Annotated in this window: 16 protein-coding genes; 6 read left to right on the top strand and 10 right to left on the bottom strand. The window is 64.8% G+C overall.

Features of this window, described 5'->3' with window-relative positions:
- Positions 1-2 precede the first annotated feature (2 nt).
- The 9 genes from urtA to AC1MCA_RS11895 all read right to left on the bottom strand — a co-directional run bounded on the left by urtA (position 3) and on the right by AC1MCA_RS11895 (position 8042).
- A complete protein-coding gene (gene urtA / locus AC1MCA_RS11935; protein ID WP_479797385.1) occupies positions 3-1268 on the bottom strand; it encodes an urea ABC transporter substrate-binding protein in 1266 nt (421 codons plus the stop codon).
- A gap of 364 nt (positions 1269-1632) precedes the next feature.
- The gene (locus AC1MCA_RS11930; RefSeq protein ID WP_479797381.1) at positions 1633-2004 is read right to left on the bottom strand and encodes a hypothetical protein; all 372 of its coding nucleotides are present in this window, start codon (positions 2002-2004) and stop codon (positions 1633-1635) included.
- Between the two features lie 132 nt (positions 2005-2136).
- Positions 2137-2565: a DUF302 domain-containing protein gene (locus AC1MCA_RS11925; RefSeq protein ID WP_479797376.1), complete on the bottom strand. Its 429-nt coding sequence runs from the start codon at positions 2563-2565 to the stop codon at positions 2137-2139.
- Positions 2566-2655: 90 nt separating this feature from the next.
- Complete coding sequence (locus AC1MCA_RS11920; protein ID WP_108597558.1) at positions 2656-3078, bottom strand: heat shock protein transcriptional repressor HspR; 423 nt, start codon at positions 3076-3078, stop codon at positions 2656-2658.
- 15 nt (positions 3079-3093) lie between these two features.
- Positions 3094-4065, bottom strand: coding sequence for a DnaJ C-terminal domain-containing protein (locus AC1MCA_RS11915; protein ID WP_479797372.1), 972 nt, complete (start codon positions 4063-4065; stop codon positions 3094-3096).
- A gap of 178 nt (positions 4066-4243) precedes the next feature.
- Positions 4244-4936: a nucleotide exchange factor GrpE gene (locus AC1MCA_RS11910; RefSeq protein ID WP_479797367.1), complete on the bottom strand. Its 693-nt coding sequence runs from the start codon at positions 4934-4936 to the stop codon at positions 4244-4246.
- A gap of 2 nt (positions 4937-4938) precedes the next feature.
- Positions 4939-6810 carry a molecular chaperone DnaK gene (gene dnaK / locus AC1MCA_RS11905; RefSeq protein WP_479797363.1) on the bottom strand — a complete coding sequence of 624 codons (1872 nt, stop codon included), beginning with the start codon at positions 6808-6810 and terminating at the stop codon, positions 4939-4941.
- Between the two features lie 224 nt (positions 6811-7034).
- Positions 7035-7199 (bottom strand): hypothetical protein, encoded by a 165-nt coding sequence (locus AC1MCA_RS11900; protein WP_479797359.1) that lies wholly within the window; start codon positions 7197-7199, stop codon positions 7035-7037.
- 105 nt (positions 7200-7304) lie between these two features.
- Positions 7305-8042 carry a TetR/AcrR family transcriptional regulator gene (locus AC1MCA_RS11895; RefSeq protein WP_479797357.1) on the bottom strand — a complete coding sequence of 246 codons (738 nt, stop codon included), beginning with the start codon at positions 8040-8042 and terminating at the stop codon, positions 7305-7307.
- A 137-nt stretch (positions 8043-8179) separates the two neighbouring features.
- Between AC1MCA_RS11895 and AC1MCA_RS11890 the strand changes: the two genes are divergently transcribed.
- Complete coding sequence (locus AC1MCA_RS11890; RefSeq protein WP_479797353.1) at positions 8180-9109, top strand: NAD-dependent epimerase/dehydratase family protein; 930 nt, start codon at positions 8180-8182, stop codon at positions 9107-9109.
- Positions 9110-9134: 25 nt separating this feature from the next.
- Here AC1MCA_RS11890 and AC1MCA_RS11885 read toward each other — a convergent pair whose 3' ends face one another.
- On the bottom strand, positions 9135-11342 hold the full coding sequence (locus tag AC1MCA_RS11885) for an MMPL family transporter (protein WP_479797350.1): 2208 nt from the start codon (positions 11340-11342) through the stop codon (positions 9135-9137).
- 140 nt (positions 11343-11482) lie between these two features.
- On the opposite strand from AC1MCA_RS11885, the gene AC1MCA_RS11880 reads away from it, so the two are divergent.
- From AC1MCA_RS11880 to AC1MCA_RS11860, 5 genes are all read left to right on the top strand, one after another.
- Positions 11483-11998 carry a MarR family winged helix-turn-helix transcriptional regulator gene (locus tag AC1MCA_RS11880; RefSeq protein ID WP_479797348.1) on the top strand — a complete coding sequence of 172 codons (516 nt, stop codon included), beginning with the start codon at positions 11483-11485 and terminating at the stop codon, positions 11996-11998.
- A gap of 58 nt (positions 11999-12056) precedes the next feature.
- Positions 12057-12878 (top strand): methyltransferase domain-containing protein, encoded by an 822-nt coding sequence (locus AC1MCA_RS11875; protein ID WP_479797344.1) that lies wholly within the window; start codon positions 12057-12059, stop codon positions 12876-12878.
- Positions 12879-12959: 81 nt separating this feature from the next.
- Positions 12960-13412, top strand: a complete 453-nt coding sequence (locus AC1MCA_RS11870) for a hypothetical protein (RefSeq protein WP_479797340.1) — start codon at positions 12960-12962, stop codon at positions 13410-13412.
- Between the two features lie 89 nt (positions 13413-13501).
- A complete protein-coding gene (locus AC1MCA_RS11865) occupies positions 13502-14125 on the top strand; it encodes a LysE family transporter (protein ID WP_479797336.1) in 624 nt (207 codons plus the stop codon).
- Between the two features lie 115 nt (positions 14126-14240).
- A complete protein-coding gene (locus tag AC1MCA_RS11860) occupies positions 14241-14801 on the top strand; it encodes a low molecular weight protein-tyrosine-phosphatase (protein WP_479797331.1) in 561 nt (186 codons plus the stop codon).
- Positions 14802-14809: the final 8 nt, after the last annotated feature.

Raw genomic sequence — 14809 nt, 5'->3', positions numbered from 1 at the left:
CGCTACTTGGCCAGGTCCTTGGCCCAGTCGTAGGTGGCCAGGAACGGATCCGGTTCAACTGCCTCGGGTGATGACCACACCGTGTCGATCAGGCCGTCTGCGTTGATCTTGCCGATGCGCGGGGTTTTGGTGATGTGGTTGTTCTCCCCGTTGACGGTGACCAGGCCTTCAGGCGCCTCGAAGGTCACCCCATCCGCTGCGGCCTGTACCTTGTCGACCTCAAATGATCCGGCCTTCTCCACCATGGCTTTCCACAGGTAAAGCGAGGTGTAGGCAGCTTCCATGGGGTCGCTGGTTACCCGCTCGGAGCCGAACTTGGCCTTGAACGCGGCAACGAACTTCTTGTTGGCCGGGGTGTCCAGGGTCTGGTAGTAATCCCAGGCAGTCAGCTGTCCCTGTACGTTGTCCAGGCCGACGCCGGGGACTTCCTCCTCGGCGATGGAGACGGAGACCACCGGCATGGTGTCCGCCGTCAGGCCGACGCTCTTGTACTGGCGGAAGAAGGCAACGTTGCTGTCGCCATTGAGGGTGTTGAAGACCGCATCGGCCTTGGAGTCGCGGACCTTGTTGACGATGGTCGAAAATTCGGTGGAGCCAAGCGGTGCGTATTCTTCCCCGAGGACTTCGATGCCTTTGGCCTCGGCGTAGGCCTGGATGATCTTGTTGGCTGTGCGCGGGAAGACGTAGTCACTGCCAACGAGGAAGAGTGACTTGGTCCCCTGCTCGGCCAGGTAGTCCAGGGCCGGAATGATCTGCTGGTTGGTGGTGGCTCCGGTGTAGAAGATGTTCTTCGAGGACTCGAGGCCCTCGTACTGTACTGGGTAGAAGAGCAATGCGTCGTTGGCCTCAAACACGGGGAGCATGGCCTTGCGGCTTGACGAGGTCCAGCCGCCGAACACGGCGGCGGTGCAGTCCTGCTGGATCAGCTTTCCGGCACGCTCGGCGAACTTGGTGGGTTCGCTGGCGCCGTCTTCACTGATGACCTCAAGCTTTTTGCCCAGGACACCGCCGGAAGCGTTGATCTCCTCGGCAGCCAGGGTCAGGGAGTCGAAAACAGTGCTCTCGCTGATGGCCATGGTGCCCGAGAGCGAGTTGATGAACCCCACTTTGACGCTGCTGCCTGAAGTGTCAACGCAGGACGTACCACTGCTGGCGGTGGAGCCTGCGGACGCCGGATCCGCGATCTGGCTGCCGCAGCCTGCCAGGACAGTGGCCATGGCGGCTGCCGCCAGGGGAAGGAAAGCGCGTTTGGTGACCGAAACCCTCATATGTACCTGCTTCTCACTCCGCCGCTGCGCTGGGCAGCGGCTCGCCTCCGAGGCCCGTCAGAAGTGACCCCTTGCGATGAATCTAGGAGCGGATTGTTTCGGCACCGGCGGAGTTGGTTTCGAGTCAGTTTCCGGACTGTTGCCACGGCTGGCCTGAGACGATGGTGCACACCGTAAGGGCGGGAGGAACCGCGGAAAAGCGGGGGCTAAGAGTTAACCTGCGGGAAACCTGCCGCCGCGTAACTTTGGCCTGGACGCCGGACACAATCGGGTCGACGCACCAAAATCCGTCCTGACCTGCGGCTATACGGAGGGTCCATCAGGGGAAGGGCCGTCGGCGCTTCCTGGACTGATCAACCGTGGGTTACCCCAGCGCTGGCGCCACGGATGTGCCGCCACTGAATTGCCGGCGGGCCCAGCGCGCCAGCTTCTTGCCTTTGCCCTTCCACCAGCTGTCCTCGTCCTTGTCGTGGTGCAGGCGGAAGATGATCGCCACCATCACGAACATCGACATGCAGACATCCATCCAGGACCAGGACAACGCGTCAATCAGGACACTCATGCCCGTAGCGATGATGGACGGGATGGCCAGCGTCCGGAACACGGTACTGGCAAGGTAGCGCCGGTGCGACCTCGGCACAGACAGCGCCCGCACCATGTCGAAGCAGACGCACACCACCACGACGGTCTGGCCGATGGCCAGCAGGATCAGCCCGGCGGTGGACCCTGCGAACATTTGGACTGAAGAACCGAACACGTGAAAACCCCCAGAGGCTCGAACTTGCGCTGTGAGACCCAGCTGCAGTTCCATTCAAGACAAAGGGGGCGGAGCCGTCACGAGTAGTGAGTACTCTACTTTCGGTTGAGGTTAATTGCCCGGAGCTTCCCCGGCGCCGTCCAACGAGGCCAGGGCCGCGCGGAGCCGGGTATCGGCGTCGTTCGCGACCTCCTGGACGGCGGGGCTGTCGCTGAGTTTTGCCATGGTCTGCGGATCGATGGCCTGGATGGTGGTCCGGGCAGCGTCCGGGCCGCGGCGGACCACCACGTTGCACGGCAGCAGCGCCCCCATGTCAGGCTCGGCGGACAGCGCCCGGTTTGCCAGGGCAGGGTTGCAGGCACCGAGGATCACATAGTCGCCCAGTGCGTCTGCTGCCTCGACGCCGAGCTTGGTCTGGAAAGTGGCACGGACGTTGATCTCGGAGAGGATCCCAAATCCCTGCACAGCAAGGGCTTCGCGGGTGCGCTGCACGGCATCCTCCCATTCCAGCGGTACTGTCACGGTATGCGTGTAGTTCATGGCTGCTCCTGAACGGTTGATGTAACTGCCTACATCGCCAGCATACCCCTATGGGTATTCGACCTCATAGTGCTCACATCACCCAGCCCGCTACGTGCCCAGCGCCCTGGGGCGCCAGATCACCACAGCCTGGGACCGTGCGCGGGGCCGCTGCCCGCGGGCAAGGCTCACCACATCGCCGGCCGCACCGGCGGCAAAGATCCGCTGGTCAAGCGGACGACGGCGGCCCAGTTCCTCGGTCAGTTCACTCACCCTGGACTGCAGTGCAGCCACCTGGTTCTCGAGTTCCAGGATCCGCTTGATGCCTTCCAGCGAGACGCCTTCATGGGACAGCCGCTGGACTTCACGCAGCATGTTCACGTCCCGCTGCGAGTAGCGGCGGGACTTCCCCGGCGCGCGGCTGGGCGAAACGATGCCCAGCCGGTCGTACTGCCGGAGGGTCTGCGGGTGCATGTCCGCCAGTTCAGCCGCCACGGAGATCACGAAGATCGGCTGGTCAGCGCTGATGTCCACGGTCTGCTCCGTTGCCTACAGCCGGGCCTTGGCGGCCAGGCCGCTCCGGACGTCGGCATCGGCGGTGGCTGCGGCGAAAGCCTTCACGGCCGCCTCGGCTTCCTTGTTCAGGTTCTTGGGAATAGCGACGTCGATAGTCACCAGGAGGTCACCGGTGGCCTTGGACGTCTTCACGCCGTGGCCCTTCACCCGAAGAGTGCGGCCGGACGGGGTGCCTGCCGGAACACGGACCCGGACCTTCTCGCCGTCCAGGGTGGGGACTTCGATGTCGGCGCCCAAAGCGGCTTCCGGGAAGGTGACGGGAACGTGGATGCGGAGGTTGTCGCCGTCGCGCGTGTAAAAATCGTGGGGCTTGACGGAAACGGCCACCACCAGGTCGCCGTTGCCGGCGGGGCCGGGCTGGCCCTTGCCGCGGACGCGTACTTTCTGGCCGTCCTTGATACCGGCCGGAACACGGACGTCAATGACTTCGCCGTTGGGCTCCCGCAGGCCGATGGAGGTGCCGCGGATGGAGCCAGCGAAGGAAATGGTGGTGGAAGCGGTGCGGTCCGCGCCCTTCTGGGGGGTCCGCTGGAAACCGGGCTGGGCCCCGAAACCGCCGCCGAACAGGTCAGCGAACTCCGGCGGAATGCCACCGGCCGTGCTGAAGCCGCCTGCGTGGCGTCCGGTGCTGCCGGTGAACAGGCCACCGAACATGTCCTCGAACCCGCCGTTGCCGGCACCTGCACCCCCGGGAGCGAACCGTGCGCCGCCACCCATGGCACGGATGGCGTCATACTGCTGGCGCTCATCGGAATCTGACAACACGGAATAGGCCTCGGAGATGTCCTTGAACTTCTTCTCCGAGGCAGCGTTCCCGGCGTTGGTGTCCGGGTGGTGCTGGCGGGCAAGTTTCCGGTAAGCCTTCTTGATATCGGCGTCGGAAGCGTCCTTGGCGATACCAAGGATCGCGTAAAAGTCCTTGTCCACCCAATCCTGGCTAGCCAATGGCGTTTCCTTTCAAAAGTACAAAAGCGTTAAGGCGAGATTACCGCCAAGCGACGGACGCATAAGGGGCCCGGGAGTGGCATCGGGCCTGCCGAAGCTGGGTGGCCAAGGATCGCAGATCCTGGCCACCCAGCGTAGGGGCGGGGCCCCTTATCCGTTCGGCGCGTTCATGAGCAGACTAAGCCGGAACGGCCACAATGACTTGCGCGGCGCGGAGCACGCGGTCGCCGGACCGGTAGCCGGAGCGGAGGACCTGGCTGACGGTGTCAACCTCGATGTCCTCGCCGGGCTGCTGGATGAGGGCCTCGTGGACTGTGGGATCGAACTCCACGCCGGTCTCATCGATCCGGACCAGGCCGTACGTCTTCAGCGCGTTCTCCAGCTTGGTGGCGATCGCGGCGAACGGGCCGTCGGCCAGGTCACCGTGCTGGCGGGCAGCATCGACGTCGTCCAGTACCGGCAGCAGGGAGTTCAGGACGCCAATGACGGCCATCTCCCCTGCCACGGCGCGGTCACGTTCGACGCGCTTGCGGTAGTTGACGTACTCGGCCTGGAGGCGAAGAAGGTCATTCTTCAGCTCCGCGGCTTCAGCGTGGCCTGCTCCCTGGGCTACGGATTCCTCGGCCGGCACCTCGACGCCGTTGAGGATTTCCTCGGCCTGGGCCAGGGCGTCGCCGTCGGTGTCCACAGGCTCGGCGGCGGGGGCATCAGCGTGGTGCCCGCCCTCCGGGTGCCGTGCCTTCCCGGTCACCGGGTCAACCTTGCGGCTGTCCCGGATGACCGGTTCCTGGTGGCCTTCGCCCTGCTGGCGATCCTGCTGCTCCTGGTTTGCGGATGAGTTGTGCTCTTCCTCGTTACCGTGGTGCGGCATGGCTACTTCTTCGCTTCGTCTTCGTCGATGATCTCGGCGTCGACGATGTCTTCGTCAGCCTTCGTGCCCTCAGGGCCCGCTGCGCTTTCGGCACCTGCAGCACCGGTGGCGCCATCAGGAGAACCTGCCTGGGCGTAGATGGCCTCGCCGAGCTTGCCCTGGGAAGCCTGCAGCTTCTCGAACGCGGTCTTCACTTCGGCGTCATCGGTGCCTTCGAGTGCCTTCTTGAGGGCGTCGACGTCGGCCTGGACCTCGTTCTTGACTTCTTCGGGCAGCTTATCGGCGTTGTCCGCGATCAGCTTGTCCACGGAGTAGGCGAGCTGCTCGGCGGTGTTGCGGGTGTCGGTCGCCTCGCGGCGGGCCTTGTCCTCGGCTGCGTGCTCCTCGGCGTCCTTGACCATGCGGTCAATGTCTTCCTTGGACAGCGCGGTGCCGCCGGTGATGGTCATGGACTGCTCCTTGCCGGTGCCCTTGTCCTTCGCCGAGACGTGCACGATGCCGTTGGCGTCGATGTCGAAGGTGACCTCGACCTGCGGGACGCCGCGCGGAGCCGGTGCGATGCCGGTCAGCTCGAACGTGCCCAGCGGCTTGTTGTCGCGGGTGAACTCACGTTCGCCCTGGAAGACCTGGATGGCCACGGACGGCTGGTTGTCATCCGCGGTGGTGAAGGTCTCGGAGCGCTTCGTGGGGATAGCGGTGTTGCGCTCGATCAGGTGCGTCATGACGCCGCCCTTGGTCTCGATGCCGAGGGAAAGCGGGGTGACGTCGATCAGCAGGACGTCCTTGCGCTCGCCCTTGAGGACACCGGCCTGGAGTGCAGCACCGACGGCCACGACCTCATCAGGGTTGACGCCCTTGTTCGGCTCCTTGCCGCCGGCGAGTTCCTTGACGAGCTCGTACACGGCGGGCATACGGGTGGAACCGCCCACGAGGACGATGTGGTCGATCTCGGAAAGCTTGATGCCGGCTTCCTTGATGACGTCCTGGAACGGCTTCTTGGTGCGGTCCAGCAGGTCCTTGGTGAGGTCCTGGAACTTGGCGCGGGTCAGCTGCTCGTCCAGGTGGACCGGGCCGTCGGGGGTGACGGACAGGTACTGGAGGGAGACGTTGGTGCTGGTGGAGGAGGAGAGTTCCTTCTTGGCCTGCTCCGATGCCTCGCGGAGGCGCTGCAGGGCGATCTTGTCCTTGGAGAGGTCGATGCCCTTGACCTTGAGCTGCTTGAGCAGGTAGTCAACAACGCGCTGGTCCCAGTCGTCGCCGCCGAGGTGGTTGTCACCGGCGGTGGAGCGGACCTGGATGGTGGAGAAGTTGTCTTCGTCCTTGCCCACTTCGAGCAGGGAGACGTCGAACGTTCCGCCGCCGAGGTCGAAGACAAGGATGAGTTCGTCTTCCTTGCCCTTGTCCAGGCCGTAGGCCAGTGCTGCCGCGGTGGGCTCGTTGACAATGCGGAGGACGTTCAGGCCTGCGATTTCGCCGGCCTCCTTGGTGGCCTGGCGCTGGGCGTCGTTGAAGTAGGCCGGAACGGTGACGACGGCGTCGGTGACCTTCTCGCCCAGGTACGACTCGGCGTCGTTCTTCAGCTTCATGAGGATACGGGCGGAGATTTCCTGCGCCGTGTACTTCTTGTCGTCGATGGAGACTGACCAGTCAGTGCCCATGTGGCGCTTGACGGAGGCGATGGTGCGGTCAATGTTGTTGACGGCCTGGCGCTTGGCGATCTCGCCGACCAGGACTTCGCCGGACTTGGAGAATGCAACGACCGACGGCGTGGTGCGGCCACCCTCGGCGTTGGCAATAACGGTGGGCTCGCCACCTTCGAGAACGGAGACGACGGAGTTGGTGGTTCCGAGGTCGATACCTACTGCACGTGACATGTGTTGCTTCCTTCTTTCCTGTGGAAACTTCGTACCGCCCACTCATTGAGCGTTCTGGACTCAACTCTACCTGCGGCCGGAAAGGTGTCAACCCAAAGTTGAGCGAACTTGACTCAACTTTGGGTAATGCCGTGATTCCCAAGCCACGAAATCCGCGGAATTCCGGGGTTTTTGGGGCAGGCAAAACCAGGCGGCGAAGTGTTCGCTGAGCGTGAACGGCCCCCTCAGGACTCCCTGTCCTCGTCCACTTGCGTCTCGCGGGCCTCTTCGGGGGTCCGGTCCGCGCCCTCCGTGTGGCCGGAAGCAGCGGCATACTGGTCGCCTTCGCCGTCCAGTCCGGGTTCGGTGCTGGCTTTCCGGCGGTCATCCTCGGGTGCGGTCTCAGTCATGGGCTTGCCTCTCCGTTGAGTTTCCGCGTGCGTCGCGGACGCACTGGCAGTCTACTCAGCGGCGCCCGGCAGAGACAGAGGTCCGCGAACCACCATGCTCCCCCATCAGGAACGGAGGCCCGCCACCCTCGCGAGCACCGCAAGATGGTGCTCAAACAGTTCGTCGCGGGCGCTGAACGTGTCTGCGCCGTACTGGCCGAACACCTCAAAGCTCACCGCTCCAAACAGTGACGTCCACACGAGGGCTCCGTTCGCCAGAACCTCGTCAGGCACGTCAAGCCCCAGCTCCGTGCGGATCGCCGCCAGGTCGGCGGAAAGGGCGGAAGGCACGACGGCGGGACCCGGCTCCGGGATCAGCGCGCCGGCCCGCCAGGCAGAGTTGATAATGCCCACCAGCCTGAAGATCACGCGCGTGCCGGGCATCGTGGTCTGCCCGGCGGGGGCCCGATAGCCGGGCACCGGACTGCCAAACAGGAGTCCGTAGCGGGCAGGCTCCTTGAGGGCCCATTCCCGGACTGCCCTGCCGAGCTCCAGGAACCGGCCGGCGAAGTCATCCTCCGGCACTGCATCCACCGTGGCGTCGACGGCGTCGCCCAGCTCATCGTAGGCATCGACCAGTAGGAGCGTGAGGAGTTCGTCGCGGCTGGCCACGTAGCGGTAGACGGCGGAGGAAACCACCCCAAGGTCCCTGGCGACAGCGCGGAGGGACAGGGCCGCCGCACCATCCGTTGCCAGGTGCGCGCGCCCCAGGCGGACAATATCCGCGATGGTCCGGGCGCGGGCCCGCCCCCGTGGCGTCCGCTGCGTGGGGATGGTTTCCGTGCTGGCGCCTGGTTGGGTCATGGCTTCAGCATGCTGCATAAGTCAGAGCACCGTCAACATCTGAGAGCAGTGCTCTTGACTGTGGCAAAAACGAAGCGCAGACTAAAAGGAGAGCGCTGCTCTCATGGTGGGAGTTATTGCTGATGGAGGAAAAGGTCATGGACGAAGTACACGTAGTTACCGGGGCAGGACCGGTGGGCTGGACCGTCGCCGGGCAGCTCGCGGAAGAGGGAAAGAAAGTCCGGGTCCTGACGCGCTCCGGCGGCGGGCCCGGGCACCCCCGGGTGGAGCGGGTCAGGGCGGACGTCCGGGATCCTGCCCAGGTGCGGTCCGCATTGGCCGGTGCAGCTGCCGTCTACCACTGCATCCACGGCTCCTCCTACAGTGCGAAGGCATGGCAGGCAGAACTCCCGCTGGCCGAACAGACGGTGCTGGCCGCGGCAAGGGTGGCGGGCGCCGTCGTCGTCTTTCCCGAAAGCCTTTATTCGTACAGCACGCCCGGGAGCACCATGACTGAGGCGGGCCCCAGGAACGCGGCGGGTGGCAAACGAGGGGTCCGGACCAGGCTGCTGGAGGCAAGGGCCGCATCAGCCACCAACACCGTGAGCATGGTGTCCAGCGACTTCTTCGGCCCGCGGGTGCGGGGTGCACATGCGGGCGAGCGCCTGGTCCCCGCCGTACTGGCGGGCAGAAAGGTCTGGGTTGTCGGCAACGCCGACCTGCCGCATTCGTTCACCTACGTGCCGGACCTGGCGGCGGCGATGATCCTCGCGGCGCGCACGCCCGCGCTCTGGAACAGGGTGTGGCACGCGCCCACAGGCCCGGCCCTCACCCAGCGGCAGCTGGCGTCCGCATTCACCGGGGCCGCGGGGGGGCGTGCCCCGAGGATCGGAACCATGCCGGGCTGGGCCTTCCGGGCAACGGGAATATTCTCCCAGGACATGCGGGAGCTGGCGGAAACGCTCTATCAGTTCGAGAAGCCCTTTGTGATGGACTCCGCCGAAAGCCAGGCAGCCCTTGGCCTGCGTCCCACCCCACTTCCCGAAGCAGCAGCGGCGACGGTGACGTGGTGGCGGGCGCAGGGTTGAGTGTCCGGCCGGGAAACGGGCAGTCCTACCGGTGGCCCGCGCCCTCCAGGTCGGTTTCAAGGCTGCCACGGCCGTCCCGCTGAACCGCAGCATCCAGCTCAGGCCTGCCGGGCTTGCTGGGCCACCAGATGCGCGGGCCGATGTCGTAGGCAAGGGCGGGCACCAGCAGCGAGCGCACCAGCACGGTATCCAGCAGCACGCCGAACGCCACAATGAACGCCAACTGCACCAGGAACATGATGGGGATGATGCTGAGCGCGGCGAACGTGGCGGCCAGCACCACTCCGGCCGAGGTGATCACGCCGCCGGTGACGCCGAGCCCGCGCAGGATGCCGGGGCGCGTACCGTGCTTCAGCGACTCTTCGCGCACACGGCTCATCAGGAAGATGTTGTAGTCCACGCCGAGGGCCACCAGGAAGACAAAGCCGAACAGCGGAACAGTGGCATCTGCGCCCGGGAAGCCCAGGATGTTGTTGAAGACCAGGGCCGAGACGCCCATGGCCGCGCCGTAGGACAGGACCACCGAGAGCACCAGAAGCACCGGAGCCAGCACGGACCGCAGGAGCAGCATCAGGATGACCAGGATGACCACCAGGACAATGGGGATGATGATCACCAGGTCACGCTGGGCTGTGGTGTTGGTGTCCAGCGCAGTTGCGGTGACGCCGCCAACCAGCGCATCGGCGTCGACCGTCTTGACTTGCTCACGCAGGACCTTGACGGCGTCCTCGGCCTCAATCGAGTCCGCGGCGTAGTTCAGGGTGGCGTTGATCAGCACCTTTCCCTCGCGGACATCCGGCGAGCCTGGCGCACCGGGAGCTCCGGTGATGGGGACGCTGCCGGCGGCCAGGAGGTACGCGTCTCCCACGCCGTCGGCCGCCTTGACCTTTTCCAGTACCTCGTCAGCCTTGCTTTCGTCTGCGACCACGACGGCGGGGCTGCCGCTGCCGGCGTCGAAATGGCGGGCGAGGGCGTCCTGGCCGTCAACGGCGTTGGAGGCAGAGAGGATAACGTCCGTCTGCGGCACGCCGTTGGCCTTGAGCTGGAGGATTCCGGCAGAGGCAACGAGCAGCAGGAGGACCGAGGCTACCCAGACCGTCCGGGGGCGGCGCGAAACCAGGGAACCGGTGGCCCGCCAGAGGCCCTTCTGCCCTTCCAGGCCCGTGACCAGTTCGGGTTCACGCTGGTCCGCCGGAACAAGCTTGGGTACGAATGGCCAGAAGGCGGCCCGCCCCAGGAGCGCCATCAGGGCCGGCAGCAGGGTCAGCGCTGCGAAGAGTGCGCAGAGGATGCCGGCAGCAGCCACGGGGCCGAGGCCCTTGTTGGAATTCAGGTCCGAGAAAAGCAGGCAAAGCAGGGCAATGATGACCGTGGCGCCTGAAGCGAGGATCGGCTCGAACGAGGCCTTCCAGGCGGTCAGCACCGCGGAGGTCCGGTTGGTGGTGTGGGTGAGCGCTTCGCGGAACCGCGCTACGTAGAGCAGGGCGTAGTCCGTGGCGGCACCGATCACCAGGATGGAAAGAATTCCCTGGCTTTGGCCGTTGAGCTGGATCCACTCGAGCTTGGCCATCCCGAACACCAGCAGGATCGCGGCGCACAGCGCGAACACCGAGGTCAGGAGCACCGCGATGGGCAGCAGGAACGAGCGGTAGACAATCAGCAGGATCACGAAGACAGCACCCAGTGCCACCAGGAGCAGGATTCCGTCAATCCCGGCAAACGCGCTGGTCAGATCTGCCGCCAACCCCGCAGGTCCGGTCACAAAGGTCTGCATTCCTTCCGGTGCACCTTCGGCGATGAAGTCACGCAGCTCCTGGACGGATTCCTTGACTTCACCCGAGGATTCGATGGGGGCGATGAACTGTACGGCTTTCCCATCCTCGGACGGGATGGGGCCAATCACCGAGCTCCCCAACCCCAGGTCCTCAAGTCCGGTCTTCAGCGAGGCAAGCCCGCCGAGCTCGGCGGGGCTGATGGCGGCGTCGTTCTCAATGACGATGACCGCAGGAACCTCGTCGGAATTACGGAACTTGCTTTGCCACTCCTGCGCCGCCGTGGCCTCGGCGCTCGCGGGCAGGAACGAAGCCTGGTCATTGGATGAGACCTCGTCGAGCCGCCCGAAGGTGGGGCCGCCCACCCCCGCAATGGCCAGCCAGGCCAGGACCAGCACGGCGGGTATAAGCCAGCGCAGCCAGAACGGAACCCGCGCTTTGTGTTGGGGAGAAGATTTCATGATTCCTTCAGAGCTCGGAGTTGGTGAGGGGATACAATTGGTTCCATCATAGAGTATCTCCACCATGGAGATAAGTCGTAGGCGAAAAGGGTGCAGTAATATCCCTCAGGGCACTAAACAGCAAGAGGAGGAACGCGCACATGGCAGAAGAAGCGTTCCAGCGCCCGCCAAACAGTGCTCCTCATGCTTTGGTGCGGCTTCTCCAGGACTTCACGCTTGAGGCCAACCGGTACGTGGACACTGCCGGCGGGCGGAATGACATGCACCGCACCGACCTCAACGCCCTTGCCGTGATCATGCGGCATTCGGCCAAGGGAACTGTGGTCACGCCGGGCATCCTGCGCAAGGAACTCCATCTCAGCTCACCCGCCACTACGGCCCTGATCGACCGGCTGGTCCACTCCGGACACGTCATCCGGGAACGGCTCGGCACCGACCGCAGGCAGGTCCAGCTCCGCATGACCCCCAAGGCGTACCAGGACGGAGGCGCCATGTTCATGCCGCTCTCCCGCCACATGGGCACTGCCATGGCCGCCTTCGGCGAGGACGAACTTGAGACGGTCACGCGATTTATGACCGCCATGGTGGAGGCCACCATCGCGGCCCGCCAGGAAGCGTCCGACGACGGTCCCTCCTCCGCCGCGCCGCTCTCCTAGGCTGGAAACCACGCGGCCGCTCCTCCCCATCGGGCCGCGGCGGCGGTAGCGTTTGGTTATGAGTGCGCAGCAGCCTGAAGATGACGATGTGTACACGCACGGCCACCACGAGTCGGTGGTCCGCGCCCACGCCTCAAGGACTGCGGAGAACTCCGCGGCCTTTGTCATTCCACATCTGGCTCCCGGTGTCAGCGTGCTCGACGTCGGCTGCGGACCAGGCAGCATCACCTGCGATTTCGCGGTGCTGGTTTCCCCGGGCAAGGTGACGGGGCTGGACCGTTCGCCGGACATCATCACCCAGGCCACGGCGCTTGCCGCAGAGCGCGGCGTGGCGAACGCCGAGTTTGTGGCCGGCAATATCTATGACCTCGACTTTGAGGACGAAACGTTCGATCTGGTGCACGCCCACCAGGTCCTGCAGCACCTCACCGACCCGGTGGAAGCACTCCGCGAGATGCGCCGCGTAGCGAAGCCGGGCGGGATCGTGGCAGTGCGCGACGCCGATTTCCACGGCATGAGCTGGTACCCCGCCATCCCCGAGTTGGACGAGTGGATGGAGCTCTACCAGCGGATTGCCCGGCGCAACGGGGCCGAACCCGACGCCGGCCGCCGCCTGGTCTCCTGGGCCCAGTCCGCAGGTTTCACCGACGTTGCCCCCACCAGCAGCAACTGGCTCTACGCCACAGGGCAGCAGCGGCGCTGGCAGGCCCGCGTCTGGGGCGAGCGTGTGCTGCACTCAGCATTCGCGGAGCAGGCGCTTGAGTACGGTTTCGCCAATCCCGCGGACCTCGCCCGGATCTCGGCCGGCTGGCACCGCTGGGGGTCCACCGACGACGGCTGGTTCCTCATTCCCAACGGCGAGGTCATCGCCCGCGCCTGAGGCCCTCCGGATCAGGGTCCGTTTTCCACATAGCCCGGTTGTGGCGGTCCGGGAGCAGCGGGGCGCGAATAGCCTCGAAGCATGATCATTCAAGCAGGCTTCGACCTCGAATTGCTTGCCCGTCTGCTGATTGCACCCACGGGTAATGTCCAGCCCAAGCTCGTGGTAATCGAGCTGGACGCAGACATGCAGCTGGCGGACATACAGGTAGTGAGCCACCAATTCGAAGGACAGTTGGAGCCGCACGCCGAAACCATCCTGGATCAACTGGACCCGGACGGGACGCGCTATTTTGCCATCGCCCATGCCGGGGCCTGGCCGGAGTGCCCTGGGGTCGACTCGCCCATTCTTGAACAAGCGCACGCACTGAGAACACGTGCCCGTCAGCGCGGATTCGTCATGATCGGGCATTTGGGCCTCGAACGGACCGAATACATGTCCAATGGTCCGCACTACTACTTTGACCGCTACCACCTGGGCCTCCCGTGCACCATGGACCACTGGGTCCATTCAAGGCACGGCCACTGTGACTGAACCGCCAGCTCCACGTCGGGATTGTGGGCATTCCAGCCGGTGTCATCCCGTGGTGAAGCCTGCGGCGGGTTGCGCACTAAACTTGTCTGGTGCAAATCTCCCTTTGGCTGGCCCTGGTTGGCGCCGGCACACTGATCAGCTTCACGCCCGGCGCCGGGGCCATCAACACCATGAGCAACTCGCTGACGTCCGGCTTCAAGCGCTCCATCTGGGGAATCCTGGGCCAGCAGGCAGCCCTGGTGGTCCATGTGGTGATCGTGGCGCTGGGTGTGGGGGTTCTGGTGGCAAGTTCCCCGGTGGCGTTCAACGTGATCCGCTATGCCGGCGCCGCCTATCTGGTGTATCTGGGAATCCGGCAGTTCCTGAGCAAGCCGGACCTGGATCAGGAGCAGGCCGCTGCGCTGGGAAACGAGCCGGCGTGGTCAATGTTCCGGCGCGGCCTCTGGGTGAACCTGTTAAACCCCAAGGCGATCGTTTTCTTCCTCGCCTTCATGCCGCAGTTCATCCGCCCGGAACAGCCGCTCCTCCCGCAATACCTGGTCCTCACTGCCACCGTGGTGGCCATCGACATCCTGGTCATGTGGTACTTTTTCGCCCTGGCTGCCAAGTCGTTCCAGCGCTTCACCCACAACGCCCACGGGCAAAGAATCCTGAGCCGGATCTTCGGCGTACTTTTTATCGGAGTAGGCATCCTGCTGGCCTTGATCCATTAGGCAGCGGCAGCATCAACCCGGAGTTTACGGTATCTACAAATCCATTGACAAAAGTTGTAAATCTCGCTGAAACGCGGCTAGCCAAGAGCGTCATCCATCCTTCATGCTTAGCTTCATGAACTCATCGCCGAGCCCATACCGCATCATCGCCGTGTGCACCGGCAACATCTGCCGGTCACCCATGGCCGAGCTGATGCTGGCCGCAGCGCTCCGCGCGGAAGGCCTGGACCATGCGGTGTCCGTGGACTCGGCAGGGACCACGGGTTACGAGGCAGGACGGCCGATCGATCCCCGTGCCGCCCGCAGGCTGGCCATCACCAAACTGGGTTCAGAGGCCCATGTTGCCCGCGAATGGCAGGCGTCATGGTTCCGCGAGCGGGACCTGATCCTGGCCCTGGATATCGACCACTACGCCTGGCTGCGCGATGCGGCGCCGGACCTGGAATCCATGAACAAAGTACGCATGCTCCGCAGCTTCGATCCCGCGGTGGCCGGCAGTGATTTGCTGGACCAGGGCATCGAGGATCCCTGGTACGGCGGCCATGCCGATTTTGACAACGTGTGGCAGCAGATCCACAGCGCCGTTCCCGGCTTGGTGGAGTTCGTCCGCGCGGCGCTCCAGCAGGCGTCACCGCCCTCCCACCGGACGTCACCGAGGCAGCAGCTGATCCAGTAGCGGTACGC

Source organism: Arthrobacter sp. BK1 (assembly GCF_056680055.1).
The sequence above is the reverse complement of the archived record's forward strand: the minus strand, read 5'-3'. Positions and strand labels throughout refer to the sequence as shown.